The organism is Aeromonas sp. 603404 (genome assembly GCF_049171775.1).
In the GTDB taxonomy this organism is placed as follows: Bacteria; Pseudomonadota; Gammaproteobacteria; order Enterobacterales; family Aeromonadaceae; genus Aeromonas; species Aeromonas veronii_A.
In genome coordinates, this window is sequence record NZ_JAAKPE010000001.1 from 132,277 (window position 1) to 150,375 (window position 18,099).

Annotated in this window: 10 protein-coding genes; 6 read left to right on the top strand and 4 right to left on the bottom strand. The window is 61.3% G+C overall.

Annotated features, from left to right (window positions below; translation table 11 throughout):
* Nucleotides 1–19 precede the first annotated feature (19 nt).
* Nucleotides 20–1,816 (top strand): M3 family oligoendopeptidase, encoded by a 1,797-nt coding sequence (locus G5306_RS00600; protein ID WP_421202610.1) that lies wholly within the window; start codon nucleotides 20–22, stop codon nucleotides 1,814–1,816.
* Between the two features lie 63 nt (nucleotides 1,817–1,879).
* Here G5306_RS00600 and G5306_RS00605 read toward each other — a convergent pair whose 3' ends face one another.
* Nucleotides 1,880–3,286, bottom strand: coding sequence for a nucleobase:cation symporter-2 family protein (locus G5306_RS00605; RefSeq protein ID WP_139441505.1), 1,407 nt, complete (start codon nucleotides 3,284–3,286; stop codon nucleotides 1,880–1,882).
* A gap of 505 nt (nucleotides 3,287–3,791) precedes the next feature.
* Here G5306_RS00605 and ycfP point away from each other — a divergent pair.
* The gene (ycfP, locus tag G5306_RS00610; RefSeq protein WP_005334000.1) at nucleotides 3,792–4,331 is read left to right on the top strand and encodes an alpha/beta hydrolase YcfP; all 540 of its coding nucleotides are present in this window, start codon (nucleotides 3,792–3,794) and stop codon (nucleotides 4,329–4,331) included.
* Between the two features lie 74 nt (nucleotides 4,332–4,405).
* Nucleotides 4,406–5,698, top strand: coding sequence for an NAD(P)/FAD-dependent oxidoreductase (locus tag G5306_RS00615; RefSeq protein ID WP_421173037.1), 1,293 nt, complete (start codon nucleotides 4,406–4,408; stop codon nucleotides 5,696–5,698).
* 84 nt (nucleotides 5,699–5,782) lie between these two features.
* Here the strand turns inward: G5306_RS00615 and G5306_RS00620 are convergent, their stop codons facing one another.
* The 3 genes from G5306_RS00620 to G5306_RS00630 all read right to left on the bottom strand — a co-directional run bounded on the left by G5306_RS00620 (nucleotide 5,783) and on the right by G5306_RS00630 (nucleotide 10,311).
* Entirely contained in the window at nucleotides 5,783–6,424 is a 642-nt protein-coding gene (locus tag G5306_RS00620; RefSeq protein WP_257699128.1) for an energy-coupling factor ABC transporter permease, read from the bottom strand.
* A gap of 87 nt (nucleotides 6,425–6,511) precedes the next feature.
* Nucleotides 6,512–7,309: a pyruvate formate lyase 1-activating protein gene (gene pflA, locus G5306_RS00625; RefSeq protein ID WP_005333994.1), complete on the bottom strand. Its 798-nt coding sequence runs from the start codon at nucleotides 7,307–7,309 to the stop codon at nucleotides 6,512–6,514.
* A gap of 65 nt (nucleotides 7,310–7,374) precedes the next feature.
* Nucleotides 7,375–10,311, bottom strand: a complete 2,937-nt coding sequence (locus G5306_RS00630; protein ID WP_245133507.1) for a sensor domain-containing phosphodiesterase — start codon at nucleotides 10,309–10,311, stop codon at nucleotides 7,375–7,377.
* 135 nt (nucleotides 10,312–10,446) lie between these two features.
* On the opposite strand from G5306_RS00630, the gene G5306_RS00635 reads away from it, so the two are divergent.
* From G5306_RS00635 to G5306_RS00645, 3 genes are all read left to right on the top strand, one after another.
* A complete protein-coding gene (locus tag G5306_RS00635) occupies nucleotides 10,447–12,135 on the top strand; it encodes an FAD-dependent oxidoreductase (RefSeq protein ID WP_005344666.1) in 1,689 nt (562 codons plus the stop codon).
* Between the two features lie 216 nt (nucleotides 12,136–12,351).
* A complete protein-coding gene (locus G5306_RS00640) occupies nucleotides 12,352–13,011 on the top strand; it encodes a DedA family protein (RefSeq protein WP_421243958.1) in 660 nt (219 codons plus the stop codon).
* A 165-nt stretch (nucleotides 13,012–13,176) separates the two neighbouring features.
* A complete protein-coding gene (locus tag G5306_RS00645; RefSeq protein ID WP_421312064.1) occupies nucleotides 13,177–18,060 on the top strand; it encodes an alpha-2-macroglobulin family protein in 4,884 nt (1,627 codons plus the stop codon).
* Nucleotides 18,061–18,099: the final 39 nt, after the last annotated feature.

Below are 18,099 nucleotides of genomic sequence, written 5' to 3' on the forward strand. Positions count from 1 at the left end.
AAGGCCTTTGCGAGAAGTTATGTATCAACAACAGTGGAATAACGACCATATCTACCCGGGCCTCGACAGCACCGAGCTGGAAGCGGACATGCGCGCTGCCCGCCACGCGCTGGAAGATCTGGCCAGTTATATGGCAGGTCTGGACGGGGTGCGCGGCGATGACGCAGCGCTGCTGGATTTCTTGCGGGAAGTGCGGCTGCGCGCCCGTGATATTCGCCATATCGGCTGGAACGTCGCCATTCTGGCCGCGTGCCGCGGCAGTCAGGATGCGCGGGATCCGCAGGCCAAACAGCTGGCGTCCCGTGCCCGCGCCCTTAATGCCGATCTGTTCAAGACCCTGGCGCCGGTGGAAGATCTGATGCTGGCGCTGCCGGAAGTTGAATTTGCCGCGCTGATGAGTGATCCGCTGCTCGGCGAGGAGGCGTACCGCTTGGGCCATGAGCGTCGTTTGCAGGATCAGCGCTTGCCGGTGGCGGCGGAGCAGCTGGTGATTGGTCTGGGCACCGATGGTCTGCACGCCTGGGGCAACCTCTATAACGATCTGGTGGGCAAGATCCGCTTGACCATTGATGGCCGCGAGATGGGGCTGGCCGAGGCGAGCAATCTGCTCTCCAGCCCGATACGTGCGCTGCGTTTAGAAGCCTTTGATGCCATCAGTGCTGGCTGGGAGGGAGAGCAGGAGACGGTGGCCGCCATCCTCAATGCCCTCAACGGCTGGCGGCTGGAGCTGGCCCGCCAGCGTGGCAACACCCGGTTGCTCGATGCGCTGGATCTCTCCTGCCACCAGAGCCATATCGAGCGTGCCACCCTCGATGCCCTGATGAGCGAAACCTGGCGAGCCCGTGGGTTGGGCCAGCGCGCCCTAGAGCTGATGGCCGAGCGCCTTGGTCTCGACGATCTGGGGCCGGAGGATCTCTTTGCGCCGCCGCCTGCTTCCAGCAGCCGCGACATTCCTTTTGATGAGGCGATCGAGTTGATTGCCGATGCCTTTAGCCGTTTCGATCCCGAGATGGGGGCGTTTGCCCGCATGATGGCCGAGAAGGGGTGGATTGATGCGGCGCCCACGCCAAATCGCCGCACCGGCGCCTACTGCACCAAGTTTGCAGAACCGGTCGAACCGCGGGTCTTCGTCACCTATGCCGGCACCATGGATAACGTCATCACTCTGGCCCATGAGCTGGGCCACGCCTGGCACAACTGGGTCATTCGCGATCTGCCGATGAGCCAGCGCAGCTATCCCATGACGCTGGCCGAAACGGCCTCCATCTTTGCCGAGACTCTGGTGCGCTGCGCCCTGTTCGAGCAGGCAGAAAGTCCCGAAGAGCAGTTGGCGATCGCCTGGGCCGAAGCCGACGGTGCGGCCACCTTCCTGGTCAATATCCCGGCTCGCTTCGATTTCGAGCAGGCCTTGGTGGCCGAGCGGGCGCAGGGTTATGTATCCGCAGAGCGACTCAAAGCGTTGACCGACGAGGCGTGGGGACGCTGGTATGAGGGGAGCCTGACCCGCTATCACCCCATGTTCTGGGCGGCCAAGGCGCACTTCTCCATCGCCGGGCTGGGCTTTTACAACTATCCCTATCTGTTCGGTTATCTGTTCAGCCTCGGGGTCTATCAGCAGTTGATGAGCCGCAAGGCGGCGGGGGAAGAGGGCATTGCCGAAGCCTATCGCGCCTTGTTGCGCGATACCGGCCGGATGAGCGCCGAAGATCTGGTAGCCAAGCATTTGGGGCAGGATATCCGTGAGGCCGCCTTCTGGCAGGGGAGTCTGGCACAGGTAGCGCATGCGGTTGAGCGCTTCGCGCAGTTGCCTGCCTGATTGGGTCTGCGGTGATATGAACAACAGGCCTCCGGACAGTCTCGCTGTCCGGAGGCCTGTTTGTTATGCCTGCTTTTGTTGCGGTTTGATGGGGCCAACGAACAGGGGGCGGGTCTGGTGAGTCAGATCCGGCTGATAGCCGTTGAAGAAGAGGTTGAGCAGCACCGAACTGATGGTGGCCAGCAGGATACCGCTATGAAAAAGCGGTTGTAGCTGCGCCGGAAGCTGCTGGAAAAAATTCCCGGAGACCGTCGGGATCATGCCAATTCCGAGACTGATGGCGACGATATAGAGGTTGTGGCGGTTGCTGTTGTAATCGGTGCGCGCCAGGATGCGGATCCCGGTTGCCAGCACCATACCGAACATGACGATACCGGCGCCCCCCAGTACGAAGGGCGGGATGGAGGCGACTAGCACCGACATCTTGGGGATGAGGCCAAAGGCGAGCAGTATCCCCCCCGACATCACACAGACCCAGCGACTAGATACTCCGGTCACGCTCACCAGACCGATATTCTGGGAGAAGGAGGTGTGGGGGAAGCTGTTGAATATCCCACCAATAATGGTGCCGATGCCATCCACCCGCAGCCCGCGCACGATATCACCGCGCCTGGCCGGATGGCCGACGATGTCGCCAAGGGCCAGAAACATCCCCATGGATTCGATAAAGGTGATGAGCATGATCACCGTCAGGGTGGCGATGGAGATGGGATCGAAGGTGGGCCAGCCGAAGGCGAAGGGCACTATGGGGGCAAACCAGGCTGCCTCGCCGAGGCCATCGAGGCTCACTTCGCCCATGGCGATGGCCACCACGAAACCGAAGATGATCCCGAGCAGCACCGAGATATTGCTGAAAAAGCCCTTGGTGAAGCGGGTCACCAACAGGATAAAGACGAGCACCAGGAAGCTGGTGCCGATATAGCGCAGGCTGCCATATTCCGGATTACCCTTGCCCCCCGCCATCCAGTCGATCCCCACCTGCATAATGCTGATCCCGATGGAGGTGATAACCACTCCGGTCACTACGGTGGGGAAGAGCGGCATCAACCTACCTATCAGCGGCACCAGCAGGGTCGAGATGATACCGGCTGCAATGGTGGCGCCGAAGATGCCCGTCAGCCCCAGATCCGGGTTGGCTCCGATGGCCAGCATCGGCATCACGGCGGCAAAGGTGACCGACATGATGACCGGCAGCCGGATCCCGGCAAAGCGGCCAATCCCGACACATTGCAGCAGGGTGACGATGCCGCAGCAGAAGAGATCCGAACTGATAAGGTAGGAGATCTGCTCCTTGGGCAGCCCCAGACTGCCGCCAATCACCAGTGGCACCGCCACGGCGCCGGCGTACATCACCAGCACATGTTGTAAGCCCAGGGTAAAGAGTTGGCCCATGGGGAGCATGCGCTCCACTTCATCCACCGGGCGCTTGCGCGCACCCGGTCGGGGGGAGGGGGGATTGGTCTCGTTCATGAACAGATCACTCCTTGAAGCCCGCGCAACTGCTACAGGCAAGATAGTGAAAGCCGCAGCTTTCCCGGTCATTGATCTCGTGTATTGACAGAGGTGCCAGATCCCTCGGCAGTAGTGAGAGGGATCCGGTGCAGCACGGGTCAGTGCACAAAACATGCACAACGCCACTCACGAGAGAAAACGTTTGGCGATAACGCCTTGTTTTTGCGGGATGAGTCACATACCGGCCAGATAAGTGTCCGGCTGTTGGCAGGGGAAGGAGGTGGGGGCATCTCAGATTGGTAAGGGGTTTATCATTATCAGTTTGGTGATCTCACTTTGATAGCCGGGCACCATAACGTTGCTCGCAATGCGCCCCTCTGCATGTGACGGCGCTCGCGGGCTGCTGGGCGCAATCGGGGGCGGGGGCGTGATCCAAAGCAAGAAAGTTGGATGTTTTGGTGGCGCGCATGGCCGCCGCTGGGGTAGTTTCGATAAAACCGACACAGATCCTGAGGTCTTATCCATGATCATCTATCTGCATGGCTTTGATGCCACCAGCCCAGGCAATCACGAGAAAGTGCTGCAGTTGCAGTTTATTGATGATGATGTGCGTTTCGTGCACTACAGCACGGTTCACCCCCGTCATGATATGAGCCATCTGCTCAAGGAAGTGAAAAAACAGCTCGATATGAGTACCGATCCCAAACCGCTGATCTGCGGCGTGGGTCTTGGTGGCTACTGGAGCGAGCGGATCGGCTTTCTGTGCGGCATTCGCCAGGTGATCTTCAACCCCAACCTCCATCCTGAAGAGAACATGCAGGGCAAGATCGACCGGCCGGAAGAATATGACGATATTGGCACCAAGTGTGTAACTGAATTTCGTAAGAAAAATTCAGGAAACTGCCTGTGTATCCTTTCCGTTCAGGATGAAGTGCGCGATAATCGGGACACTGAACGTGAATTGAAGAACTATTACGACATCGTGTGGGATGAGCGCGAGACTCATAAGTTCAAAAATATCTCGCATCATCTGCAGCGGATGAAGGCCTTCAAAGAAGCCTGATCCATCACGTCGACCGATTTCGTTTTAGGGAGCCAATGGCTCCCTTTCGTTTTGAGGAACCGAGGAAAATCATCATGATGAATATTGTCGTTGTAGGCGGCGGCGCCGGTGGCCTGGAGCTGGCCACCAGTCTGGGTCGCAAGCTTGGCAAGAAGAACAAGGCCAAGATCACTCTGGTCGATCGCAACCGCACCCACCTGTGGAAACCCCTGCTGCACGAAGTGGCCACCGGCTCCATGGACGCGGGCATCGATGCCCTGAGCTACCAGTCTCACGCCAAGAACCACGGTTTCGACTTCCAGCTCGGCACCCTGACCGACATCAAGCGTGACGATAAACGCATCGTGCTGGCCCCGATCCACGACGACAATGGCGACATCGTGGTCAACGAGCGCGAACTGCCCTACGACTATCTGGTGATGGCCATCGGTTCTGTCTCCAACGACTTCAACACCAAGGGCATCAAGGATCACTGTATTTTCCTCGATAGCCCCTCCCAGGCGCACCGTTTCCACAACAGCATGATGAACCGCTTCCTGCAGTTCGCCACCGAATATAAGCCGGGCGACAAGGTGAAGATTGCCATCGTCGGCGGCGGCGCAACCGGCGTCGAGCTCTCTGCCGAGCTCTACAATGCGGTCGAGCAGCTCTACGCCTACGGCTTCAAGAACCTCACCACCGACAGCCTGAAGGTGACCCTGGTGGAAGCGGGCCCGCGCATTCTGCCGGCTCTGCCGGAGCGCATCAGCGGCGCCGCCCATCAGGAGCTGGTCAAGCTGGGTGTGGACGTGCGTACCGCCACCATGATCACCGAAGCGACCAGCGACGGTCTGCACACCAAGGATGGCGAGCTGATTGAAGCGGATCTGATGGTGTGGGCGGCCGGTATCAAGGCACCTGACTTCATGAAGGATATCGCTGGTCTTGAGACGAACCGCATCAACCAGCTGGTGGTGAAAGAGACCCTGCAGACTACCCGTGACGAGAGCATCTTCGTTATCGGTGACTGCGCTGCCTGCCCGCAGCCGGATGGCAAGTTTGTGCCGCCGCGCGCCCAGTCTGCCCACCAGATGGCCAGCCAGGCGTTCAAGAACATTCTGGCCAAGATGAACGGCGGCGAGATGAAGCCCTACCTCTACCACGACCACGGTTCGCTGGTCTCCCTCAGCCGCTTCTCCACCGTGGGCAGCCTGATGGGCAACCTGATGCGTGGATCCATGATGGTCGAGGGCTACATTGCCCGTCTGGTCTACATCTCCCTCTACCGGATGCACCAGATCGCCCTGCACGGCTATGTCAAGACCGGCCTCATCATGCTGGTGGGTCGCATCAACCGTGTGCTGCGTCCGACCCTGAAGCTGCACTAAGCCAAGGTTTGACAGAATTCGGAATACCAAAAGGAGAGGCGATGGCCTCTCCTTTTTTATGGGCGCAGATCAGGAAAGAGAGCGTTACTTGCCCAGATAGGTACGGTCGAAGAAGGTATTGACCCAGTGAGGGCGGTAGATGGCCAGCACCGTCATCGCCATGCCGTTGAGCAGGGCTTCGGGGAACAACAGCAGTGGCCAGATGGAGAGGTAATCCGCCGTGATGGTGTGCCAGGGGTAGCTGTCACTCAGCCCCATCAGCAACGCACTGGCGGCCACCTTGACCGAGATGGTGATGGCGCCGCCGAGAAAGGCGGCCACGAAGATATAGACAAAGAGATGGCGCGGCAGCCAGGCCCAGCTGGCCAGAAACAGCAGCCAGCTGGTGGCTACCGGCAGGGCGATGCCAACCAGTGCCTGCCAGCCAAAATCGGCCAGATTGGTGACACCGAAGTAACCGAGCACCAGCAGGGTCAGGCAGGGGGCGAGCAACGCCAGTCGCCAGCCCAGCAGCAGGGTGAGGGAGGTGAGCCCGAGAAAATGGACCTCCAGCCCCTCATGCAGACCGGCCCTTAGATACCAGAGCGGCACCAGCGCGATGGCACTCCCCAGCAGCAGGTGCTGATAGAGGGGGTTGTCATAGAGGGTTTGCCACAGGGAGCGGCGCAGGCTGAAGGCCAGCAGTACCAGCCAGATCAGGAGGGCGGCGAGTTGTCCTTCACTCATCTTGTCGTCCATTTATGCAGTAGAGTCCGGGCGGTCTTCCCGACCGCCCATAGCAGAGCAGGCTGACGAGTCAGCCTGCTTTTACCATCAATATTTGACGTTGTTGTGGTACTTGCCGAGGATGCCCTTGACCCGTTCCATGGTCTCCTTGCTGGGGGGCTTGATCCCGCTCAGCTCGTACGGATCGCCCAGCACGTCCCACTTGTGTTTGCCCAGCTCATGGTAGGGGAGCAGCTCCACCTTCTCCACGCTCTCGCCCAGCTCGGCGATGAACTGGCCCAGCCCTTCGGCGCTCTCGTCGTCATCGCTCCAGGTCGGTACCACCACGTAGCGGATCCACATGGTCTTGCCTTTGGCCGCCAGATAGCGGGCAAACTCCAGGGTGTATCTGTTGCTGACGTGAGTCAGCGGAATGTGTTTCTCGTCATTGATCTGTTTGATGTCGAGCAGCACCAGATCGGTCTGGTCGAGCAGCTTGTCCACCTGTTCGTCGAGATGACGGACGAAGCCGTTGGTGTCGAGACAGGTGTGGATCCCTTTCTCTTTGCAGGCGGTAAAAAGTTCGGTAATGAAAGCCGGTTGCAGCATGGCTTCACCGCCGGACGCTGTCACGCCACCGCCGGAGGCATTCATGAAGTGGCGATAGCTGGTGATGTCACTCATCAACTCCGGTACGGTCACTTCGCGGCCACCTTCGGTATCCCAGGTATCGCGGTTGTGGCAGTACTTGCAGCGCATCAGGCAGCCTTGCATGAATACGATAAAGCGTATTCCCGGGCCATCGACAGTGCCGCAGGTTTCGACGGAATGGATCCGGCCAACGGTGCCGTGAGCTCCGGCTGGCTGGCTGATTTCAACGGCAGGGATCCGATTAATGACAGACATAAACAACTCCAACGATTCGAGCAGGCCGTTATTTTATTACATAAACCCCTATTGATCCTACACCTTTAGTCCGGCGCCCGGCTGCCAAGCAGCTGCTCCAGCCCCTTGACGGTGAGCGGCCGACTGGTGAGAAACCCTTGATAATGCTGGCATCCCAGCGCTTTGAGGATGGCCAGCTGCGCCTCCTCTTCCACCCCTTCGGCGGTGACGGTAAAACGAAAGACCTGGGCCAGATCGAGTATCGCCTTGACGATGGCTCTGTCCTGTTCGCTGTGTACCAGGGTCTGAATGAAGCTTCTGTCCAGCTTTACCTCATCGGCGGGCAGATCCCGCAGATAGGCCAGCGACGAGTAGCCTGTGCCGAAGTCGTCGATGGAGATGAGGATGCCGAGCTCCTTGAGCTGGCGCATTCTGGCGATACTCTCCTGCCGATTCTCCAAGACTACCGATTCGGTCACCTCCAGCAGCAGGCGGGAAGGGGGCACACCGGTGTCGCGCAAGATGTACTCCACCTGTTGTACGAAGCCCTGGGTGTGGAACTGGCGGGCACTGACGTTGACCGACAGATGGGGGATCTGCAGGCCACGGTTGAGCCAGAAGCTGTATTGGGCGCAGGCGGTCTTCATCACCCAGTAACCGATTTCGAGGATCAGGCTGGTCTCTTCGGCGATGGGGATAAACTCCCCGGGTGGCACCATGGTGCCGTCGCTGCGCTGCCAGCGCAGCAGCGCCTCGATACCCGACAGCGAGCCATTGTCGACCCGGTATTGCGGTTGATAGTGGAGCTGCAGCTCGTGATGACGCAGGGCATCGCGCAGCTCATTGGTGAGGGTCAGCCGATTTTTCTCGTGCTGGGCCATCGCCTCGGTAAAGAAGACGTAGTGGCCCTGACCGGCGCGCTTGGCCATGTGGGTCGCGGTGTCGGCCTGTTGCATCAGGACCAGATGATCCGTCTCGTTGCCGGAGAAGAGGCTGATCCCCACCGAGGCGCTGCAGTGCAGTTTGTGATCACCGATGTCGAACGGGGTGCGAAACAGCCCCATCAGCTCGCGGGCGAAGTGCTCTGCCAGAATTTTGGCGGTGACCTCGCCTTGTCCGAGCTGGGTAAAGAGCAGGGCAAACTCATCCCCCGAGATGCGCGCCTGCACCAGATTGTCCTGGGGCAGCTCCCTGAAACGCTGCACCACGGCCTGCAGCAGCAGATCGCCGCAGGCATGACCGAGGGAGTCGTTGATCGACTTGAAGTTGTCGAGATCCACCAGCAGCAGGGCGCCCCACTGGCCGTTGGGGGCGCTCAGGGTCTGCTGCAAAATATGGTTGAGGCTGCGGCGGTTGTGCAGACCGCAGAGATCGTCGTAGTAGGCGAGCTGCTCGATATGTCTGGCTGCCTCTTGTTCCTGGGTGATGTCGTAGAAGCTGCAGATAAAGTGGCTGAGCTCCCCCTGCTCATCCTTGACGCCGTTCACCATCAAGCGCACCGGAAAGAGGTGACCATCCTTGTGCAGGCAGCGCTCTTCCCCGAGCCAGAACTCCTGCTCGTTGACGGTGCGGCTGACATCTTCCTTGAGATGATCCCCGTAGTAGGTGGGGCGCAGCTTGCGAATGGAGTGACCGATCACCTCTACCTCGCCAAATCCGGTGATCCGGCTGAAGGAGTGGTTGACCTTGAGGATGATGCCGTTGTGATCCATCACGATCAGCCCATCGTGGGTATTAAAGGCTACCTCAGCCAGCCGCAGGGCATCGTCGGTGGCGAGGCGCTTGAGCTCGATGGCGGCCCGCTCGTGCTGGCTGCTCAATAGATCCAGAAGCTGTTCGGGCTCCTCGAGGGGGGTATCGAGCAGCAGGGTGATCTGGCCAATGGGGGCGCCGCTCTGGCCATGGAGTGGAATGCCGATGTAGGCGCTGGCGTTGAGGGCCAGCAGCCGGGTCGCCTTGGGATAGCGCACGGGCAGATCTTCCACATAGATGGCTTGACCATGCTGGAACAGCTCCTGAGCGGGGCCGGGGTCGAGCTGGATGGGCTTGAGGGTGGAGCAGATCTCCTCGTTGATGACGCAGCGGGGGATGATCCAGAGATCCTGACCGCGGGGTTGGAACTCGCCGATCCAGCCCACCCGGGCACCGCTGGCGCTCATGGCCCAGCTTACCAGCGTCTTGCAGTAGTCGATGCCGGTCTGCTGGTGCAGTTCGGGCGGGAGGGCCAGCTCGGCGCGGTGCTCTTCCGGTTGCGGTTGCCAGTGGCCGAGCAGCTGGGCGCTGCTGCGCACCAGTTGCAACATCTCCTCGCTAAGCGGGGTGGGATCGAGATACTCCAGACTCAGCACCCCGAACAGCTTGTCCTGCTCCAGCAGGGCACCATCAAGGCGTGAGCGCACACCGGCACTGGTCAGATAGAGGTGATTGCTCAGCATCGGCTGGTGGGCGGCCTCCGAGAAACTCAACGCTTTGCGGGTACGCAGGGCGCGGATATAGCGGCTGTCACCACGAATGGGGTAGAGCGCTTCGACCCCCAGGGTGAACACCGGGGTGAGTTGCTCGCTGCCGAGATCGCCGTTGGCCTGATAGTGCCAGAGGATGAGCCGATCGGCCCCCAAACTCTCTTTAAGGGCCTCGAGCAGGGGCGCATACTGTTGCTGGCTCGCCATCTGGCTGAGGCGCGGCAGTTGCAATGCCAGATCGGCGATGGGCTCCTGACGAAGGTTCTGCAGACAGATGAGCCAGAAGCCATCCTGCTCGTGAGCGAGGGCGATGTGCCAGAGCTGGCTGGCAAAGCGCACGGTGATCTTGCCGCCATGGCCGTTGGCCAGCAGTTGTTCGATGGGCAGGCGCAGGGCATCGGGCAGCTGGGCAGGCCAGGGAGCACGCGGCTCGTCGAGCCAGTAGAGCGGGGTTTGCATCACGTCGGTCAGGGCGACCAGCCGTTGACTGCGCAGGTCCAGACGGAAAAAGAGCGGCGTCTGGAGGGCAGGAGGAAGATGACTGAGTGCGGTAGACGACATGAACAAACAACATCCTGTTAAGCAACCGTCGGGGTTGCAAGAATACTGCAAAATGATGTGAAACAAAATTTCATTGAATTCTAAATTAGAAAAGTCTAATTTATTGCCCATTATCATGTATGAGGAGTCTTGCAGATGAAACGGATCCTGATTATCGGTGGTGTCGCGGGGGGCGCATCGGCGGCGGCTCGTGCTCGTCGTTTGAGTGAAGAGGCAGAGATCGTGATGTTCGAGCGGGGCGAGTTTGTCAGCTTCGCCAACTGCGGTCTGCCCTATCACATCGGGGGCGATATCCCCGACCGGGATGCCTTGCTGCTGCAGACTCCCCAGAGTTTCAAGCGCCGTTTCAACGTCGATGTGCGGGTCTTCCACGATGTGATTGAGATCGACAAGGCGGGCAAGACCTTGCTGGTGCGCAACCTGCAAACCGGTGAAGAGCAGCGCGAGCATTACGATGTGCTGCTGCTGAGCCCAGGCGCCGCGCCGATCCGTCCTCCTTTCCCCGGTATCGACAGTCCCCATGTTTATACCCTGCGCAACATCCCGGATATGGATCGCATTCTGGCGGCCCTGCATCACGATCAGCCGCGCCACGTTACCGTGGTGGGCGGCGGCTTTATCGGGCTGGAGATGATGGAGGCGCTGCATCAGCGCAAGCTGGATGTCACACTGCTGGAGTTGGCCGATCAGGTGATGGCACCGGTGGACAAGGAGATGGCCAACATGCTCCATGCCCGCATCAGGGAAGAGGGGATCGACCTGCGCCTGCGCACCGGCCTCACCGCCATCGAGAGTCTGGATCTGCCTGCCGAGAAGACCTCCGCCGTGCCGACCGCCAAAAGCGGTGGCCTGCGCCTGACCCTCAATGACGGTTCCCATCTTGATACCGGTCTATTGATCCTCGCCATCGGCGTCAAGCCGGAAACTCTGCTCGCCGCCAAAGCGGGGCTGGAGCTGGGCCCACGGGGCGGCATCAAGGTGGATGCCGGGATGCGTACCTCGGATCCCTTTATCTACGCGGTGGGGGATGCGGTGGAAGAGATCGACTTCGTCACCGGCGAATCTGTGCTGATCCCGCTGGCGGGCCCGGCCAACCGGCAGGGGCGCATCGCCGCCGACAATATGCTGGGCCGAAGCGAAACCTACAAGAAGACGCAAGGGACCGCCATCTGCAAGCTGTTCGATCTGGCGGTGGCCAGCACGGGGCTGAACGAGAAGCGACTGGTGCAACTGGGATTGCCGTTCGAGAAGGTTTATGTCCACCCGGGCAGCCACGCCGGTTACTACCCAGGCGCCCATCCGGTCAGCCTCAAGCTGCTGTTTGCCCCGGATGGCAAGATTTATGGCGCCCAGGCCATCGGCAAGGATGGCATCGACAAGCGCATCGATGTGCTGGCGGTGGCCCAGCGTGCCGGCCTCACCGTGTTTGATCTGCAGGATCTGGAGCTTACCTATGCGCCGCCGTTCGGGTCGGCCAAGGATGTGATCAACATGGCGGGCTTTGTGGCAAGCAACCACCTGAAGGGGGACACCCTGCTCTGCCACGTGGCCGAGGTGCAGGCTCGTAACCCCCATCAGCTGGTGGTGGATGTGCGCAATGGCCCGGAGCTCGACAAGCTGGGCCGCATTCCGGGGGCACTGCATATCCCCCTCGACGAGTTGCGTGGTCGCCTCCATGAGTTGCCCAAAGAGAAAGAGCTGCTGATCAGCTGTCAGGTCGGGCTGCGCGGCCATGTCGCCTGCCGCCTGCTGAGCCAACACGGCTTTAAAGTGAAGAATCTCTCCGGCGGCTTTAAAACCTGGCAGATGGCCACCGCCGAGTAACCGTTTTATTTCTGTGCCTGTTTGCCCCTCTCCCTTGTGCGTGCAAGATGAGGGGCTTTTTGTTTCTGCTTTTCGCCCTTCTTGCATTCCCCCTCGTTGCTGCAATATTTCGACACACTTTATTTCCTGTGCCGGACAAAATTAACGTTTTGTTCAGGGGATGGGTGCTATAACCCCTGCCTCGTTCATGATGAACCGTGTAGTAGGGAGAGTGACATGCTGGATATGCTGATGGCCATTTGGCATCAGGATTTTGACGCCCTGGTTCAGATGCAGGCGGTACCCCTGCTGATCAGTTGCCTGATGCTGGTACTGCTGCTGGAGTCCGCATTCGTCTTTCTGCCCCTGCCGGGGGACAGCCTGGTACTGCTGGCCGGTGGGTTGGTGGGCATGGGGGTGTTTGGCCCCGAAGTGACCCTCTGTTTTCTGCCGCTGGCGGCGGGACTGGGATCTGTGCTGGCGTACTGGCAGGGACGGGCACTGCAGCGCACCCGCTTTATGGATCATATCGAGCGGATATTGCCTCCCGACAGCCTGCCCAAGGCGACCCGGCTGCTGAAAAAGTACGGTTTTCTGGCGATGTTCTCCTCCCGTTTTATCCCGTTTGTGCGGGTGCTGACCCCCATGCTGATGGGGATTGGCCGCCTGAGCGTGATGCGGATGTGCGTGGCCAGCTTTGCCAGTGCCTTTATGTGGGCGCTCTGCCTCAGTTTGGTGGGCAAGCTGGCGATGAATACCCCCTTCTTCCTCCATCACAGCGAACTGTTGACCCGAGCCCTGCTGATTACCTCGCTGGTGCTGTTTCTGGCGGCCGTCATGGCCATCCTGTTTCGCTGGTTCAAAGGGGGAGCAAAAAACGAGACCAGCCACGACTAGATGACAACACTTGCCGCACTGGATCTGTGGGCATGGGGGTTATCGTGCTGCAGGGGTGCGGAATTGTGCCCATTCGGGTAATGAGCTTTGTGTCGGGTGAGCAGGATGCCTTATCCTGTTTCCAGCCACGCTGCGTTTGCAGCGCTCCAACTCGGGATGGAACCTATGCGCCTCTTCGACTCTCCCTCTGCTTCTCACCGCTCTACCGCTGGAACCGGCGCTCTGCGCCACCGCTGGTCAACCCTGCTGCTTTGCGGAGTGGTCGGTTTGCTGTCTGGTTGCGGCCCTGACAAGCCCGCCAGCCAAGTACCGACCACCGAATCCACTGCGCAGCAGGAGACCGGGGCACCAACATCTGTAGTGCAGGCCAATGCCCGCCAGTATCGCGATGCGCCGGCACTGGCGCTGGTCTTCTCCGGCCCCCTGGCGCCGAAGGCAAACTGGCAGAGCTGGCTCGGGGTCAGTGAAGGGGGCAAGCAGGTGCAGGGGGAGTGGATCCTGGCCGATGATGGTCGCACCCTCTATTTCTCGAACGTCCAGCCCGATAAAAGCTATGAGGTGAGCCTCAAGGCGGGACTGGGCCCATCCCCTCAGAGCTGGACCCTCATGACCCGGCCGCTGGAGGCGGGGGCCTCTTTTACCGCCAGTGGCATGGTATTGCCGCTGCGCGACGAGCTGCGCCTGCCCATCAGCGCGGTCAACGTGGACGAGGTCAATATCGACTTCTTTCGGGTCGATGCCGAATATCTGCCCCGTTTTCTGGCGGAATATCGCCCCGGTGCCGGCATGGGCAACTGGGAGCTTGAGCAGATCACCCAGCGGGCCAAGCGGGTGTTCAGCGGCCGCTATGCGCTGGAGCTCGATGCCAATCGGCGCGAGACCCGCCTTATCAATGTGAAGGAGCCGCAGCTGGCGGAGGCTGGCGTCTACTTTGCGGTGATGTCCCCCCTTGGCAATTACGACTGGCGCAAGGAGACCACCTATTTCGCAGTGAGCGACATGGGGCTCAGTGCCCGCCGTTACCGCGATGAGCTGGAGGTGTTCGTGAGCTCCCTGGCCAGCGCCGACCCGCTCAAGGATGTGCAGCTCTCCCTGCTCGACGAGAAGGGCAACCGGCTACAGGTGCAAACCACGGATCTCCAGGGCCATCGCCGCTTCGATCAGGTGCAGGGGGCTCGCTTGCTGCTGGCTGAACAGGGCAACCATCTGGCGGTGCTGCGCCTCGATGGGGCTGCGCTCGATCTCTCCACCTTCGATCTCGGCACCCAGCCCTGGCAGGCCCAGCAGTTGTATCTCTTTAGTGGGCGCGACCTTTATCGCCCCGGCGAGCGGCTCGACAGCGAGATCCTGCTGAAGGGGCAGGATGGCCAGCTGCTGCCGGGGATGGCGGTGGAGCTGGAAGTGAAGCAGCCGGATGGTCAGCTGCTCGAACAGAAACGGCTGTTGCCGGACAATTTGGGCGCCGCCCATTACGGCTTGCGTTTGCCGGATGATGCGCCGCTCGGGCGCTGGACTATCAACCTCAAGACCGCTGCCGGTAGTCGCTTCGAGTGGCCCTTTTTGGTGGAGGAATTTCTGCCTGAACGGTTGAAACTGCAGCTTGGCAAGGGGCCGGATGGGGAAGTGACGAGTCTGGACGCTGCCCTCACTCTTCCACTGCAAGGGGACTATCTCTACGGCGCGCCGGCCAGTGCGACCAAGGCGAAGGCAGAGGTGAAGATCAGCCGCGCCACCATGCCCTTTACCCAGTGGCAGGAGTTCACTCTGGGTGACGTGCTGCTCGCCGAGCAGGCCAAGGATCTCGAGCCGCTGAATCTCACCCTCAATGCGCAGGGGCAGGGGACTTTTTCGTTAGCTGATGAGCTCGATGGGGTGCGCGCCCTCGGGCCGCTGGAGGTGGCCTATCGGGTGTCGCTCGCCGAGCCCGGTGGCCGCGCTGTCAATCGCAGCCGCACCCAGTATGGCTGGCCTGCAGGCAGCCAGTGGCCGGCACTCAAGGCCGACTTCGTGGCCGATCGGGTAGAGGGGGGCAAGCCGCTCCCCTTCCAGATCCTCAACCTCGATGAGCAAGGCCAACCGGTGGCGGGGGCGGTGAAAGTGCGCCTTATCAACGAGTACCGCGACTACTACTGGCACTACGCCGATGGCGAGGGGTGGAAGTACGAGTTCAACAGCCAGCCCTATCTGGAACAGGAGCAGACCCTGCAGCTGGATGGCAAGGGGCCGACCCCGCTCACGCTGCAACTGGCGGCGGGCTGGTATCGGTTGGAGGTTGAGAACAGTCAGGGCCATCAATCCAGCCTGCGGGTGGAGATAGGCAGTTACGCCTGGGGCGGTGGTGGCGAGCAGGCACGGCCTGACAAGATTGCCATCACTCTCGACAAACGCGCCTATCAGGCGGGCGACAAGGCCAAAGTGACGCTGGTGGCGCCGCGCCCCGGTAAGGGGTTGCTGCTGGTGGAAGATGGCGACGGCCTGCGCTGGTGGCAGCGCATCGAGCTCAAGGGGGCCGGTGGCGATGCCAAGGATGCCCGCGGCGAGTTCGAGATCCCGGTCAGCCCCGAGTGGCAGCGTCATGATCTGCACATTTCGGCCCAGATCGCCGCGCCAGACAGCGCCTCCAAACCGGTCAGCAGCCAGCAGGGACAGAGCCTGCGCTCGGTCGGACTGGTGCCGCTCACCCTGGATCGGGAAGCGCGTCGTCTGCCGCTTACCCTGAGCGCACCGGATAAAGCGGTGCCGCTTACCCGGCTGGAAGTGACCGCCACCTCCACCCCCAACAGTCAGGGGCGCGTGGTGCTGGCGGCGGTGGATCGGGGCGTGCTCAATATCAGCGACTACCAGCCGCTCGACCCGTTCGAGATCTTCTTTGGTCGCAAGCGCTTCGCTCAAGATTTGTTCGACAACTACGGCCAGGTGATCCCGCCGCAAGATGGCAAGCTGGCCCGCCTCAATTATGGGGGTGACCGGGCGCCGCTGAAAAAGGGTGGCGCGCTGGAGAGTCGGGTCGAGATCGCCGCACTGTGGAGCGGCGAGGTGAGTTTTGACCAGCAGGGCAAGGCGGTGATCCCGCTCGATTTGCCCAACTTCAACGGCGAACTGGCGCTGATGGCGCTGGCCTGGAACGAACAGCAAGTCGGGGAGGCCGAGCGCGCCGTCAAGGTAGTGGCGCCGCTGGTGGCAGAGATCGGCTGGCCGCGCTTTGGCGCCAGAGGGGATGAGACCCGGGCGCTGGTGCAGCTGCGCAACATGAGCGGCGAGGATCAGACCCTCTCCCTTGTCTGGACCCTCAACGGCGGGCTCAAGGCAAATGGCGAGCTGCCCGGCACCCTTTCCCTTAAAAACGGCGAGGAGCAGTGGCTGACCCTGCCGCTCACCGTGACCGGGGCGAGCGGCGTGGCAAGCCTGCAGTTGGCGGCCAGCGGCAAGGATTTTGCCATCAGCCGCGACTGGACTTTGCCGCTGCGTTCCCCCTGGCCTGCCGAGACTCGCCAGCGCTATCAGATGTTGGCTCCCGGCCAACAGATGAGCTTTGCGCCAGCTGAGCTGGTCGGGCTGGATCGCGCCAACCTGCAGGGGCTGCTCAGCCTCTCCGGTACTCCCCCCTGGGATCCGGCTGCCCAGTGGCAGGCGCTGGCCGATTACCCCTATGCCTGTCTGGAGCAGACCTTGTCCCGTGCCTGGCCCTACTTGCTGACCACGGCCGATGAGCGGGCCGCCTGGAGCAAACCCGCAGAGGGCAAGAAAGCGGCGAGCGAGGCGGATGTGCAGCGCGCCCTGCTGCAACGGCTGCAGCGGTTGCAACTGCCAAGCGGTGGCTTTGGCCTCTGGGATGGTCGCTCCGACGAGGAGCAGTGGCTCACCGCCTATGCCGCCGACTACCTGCTGGCGCGCAAGGAGGCGGGTGACGCAGTGCCGGAGGCGATGCTCAATCAGGCTTTGAACCGGCTGCAAAACTATCTCACCGACAGTCAGTACGGTGAGCGCTGGAGCAGTGCCCCCGAGCACAGCCGGCTGGCCTATCAGGCCTACAGTGCCTATGTGCTGGCCCGGGTTGGCAAGGCACCGCTCGCTACCCTGCGTCTTATCTGGGAGCAGCAGGCCGATCACGCCCGTTCCGGTTTGCCGCTGCTCCACCTCTCGCTGGCCCTCTCGGCCATGGGGGATGAGCAGAACGCCGCCAAGGCCCTCAGCCGGGCATTGGCGACCGAGCGCGGTGATGACTATCTCGGGGATTACGGCTCACCGCTGCGCGATGAAGCTCTTGAGCTCTCCTTGCTGCGCCAGCACAAGCTGGCTGTGGAGCGCTGGCCGGCCCTCAGTGCCAAGGTGGCAGATACCCTGGCTCACCGTCAGTGGCTCAGCACTCAGGAGCGGCTCGCCCTGCTGCGACTCGCCCGCTTCGATCCGGCCGTCGACTGGCAGGCCAAGGTAACTTCCTCTCTTGGCAGTGGATCCCTGAGCGGTTCGGCTCCGCTGCAGCAGGGCGCCCCCGAGGCGCTGGCGGCGAGCTCCGTCACCAACGAGGGCAGGGGGGCCCTCTATGTGCAGCGTACTCTGGTAGGTTACCCCGAACAGGCTCCGGCACGGATCAGCAAGGGGATGAGCGTGACCCGTAGCTGGTTCAATAGCGACGGTCAGCCGTTTGATCCCGCCAAGGTGAAGGTGGGCGATCTGGTGGTGGTGCGGCTCAACGTCAGCAGTGAGTCGGCGGTGCCCGATGCCCTGCTGGTGGAGATGGTGCCCGCCGGCTTCGAGCTGGAGAACCCAGCCCTTGGCAACAGCATCAAGCTGGAAGAGCTCTCCATCGAGGGGAAACCGGCGTGGCAGAGCGAGTGGAACGACTATCTCAAGCATCAGGAGTTTCGCGATGACCGCTACACGGCTGCGCTGGATCTGAGCGAGGGGAGCAACCAGCAACTGGTCTACCTGATGCGGGCGGTGACGCCGGGTCGCTATCAGGTGCCGCCGACCCAGGCGGAGGATATGTACCGCCCCGAGCTGCGTGCCGTGGGTGAGGATATCCATGAGGTGATCATCTCTGAGTAATGTTCCCTCCCTTGAGCGGGTTCGCCCGCTCACTTTCTG

Excerpts from the sequence above, each read along its gene's own strand:
- G5306_RS00600 (WP_421202610.1), top strand. The coding sequence starts at position 20 with ATGTATCAACAACAGTGGAATAACGACCATATCTACCCGGGCCTCGAC.
- G5306_RS00605 (WP_139441505.1), bottom strand. The coding sequence starts at position 3,286 with ATGAACGAGACCAATCCCCCCTCCCCCCGACCGGGTGCGCGCAAGCGC.
- ycfP (WP_005334000.1), top strand. The coding sequence starts at position 3,792 with ATGATCATCTATCTGCATGGCTTTGATGCCACCAGCCCAGGCAATCAC.
- G5306_RS00615 (WP_421173037.1), top strand. The coding sequence starts at position 4,406 with ATGATGAATATTGTCGTTGTAGGCGGCGGCGCCGGTGGCCTGGAGCTG.
- G5306_RS00620 (WP_257699128.1), bottom strand. The coding sequence starts at position 6,424 with ATGAGTGAAGGACAACTCGCCGCCCTCCTGATCTGGCTGGTACTGCTG.
- pflA (WP_005333994.1), bottom strand. The coding sequence starts at position 7,309 with ATGTCTGTCATTAATCGGATCCCTGCCGTTGAAATCAGCCAGCCAGCC.
- G5306_RS00630 (WP_245133507.1), bottom strand. The coding sequence starts at position 10,311 with ATGTCGTCTACCGCACTCAGTCATCTTCCTCCTGCCCTCCAGACGCCG.
- G5306_RS00635 (WP_005344666.1), top strand. The coding sequence starts at position 10,447 with ATGAAACGGATCCTGATTATCGGTGGTGTCGCGGGGGGCGCATCGGCG.
- G5306_RS00640 (WP_421243958.1), top strand. The coding sequence starts at position 12,352 with ATGCTGGATATGCTGATGGCCATTTGGCATCAGGATTTTGACGCCCTG.
- G5306_RS00645 (WP_421312064.1), top strand. The coding sequence starts at position 13,177 with ATGCGCCTCTTCGACTCTCCCTCTGCTTCTCACCGCTCTACCGCTGGA.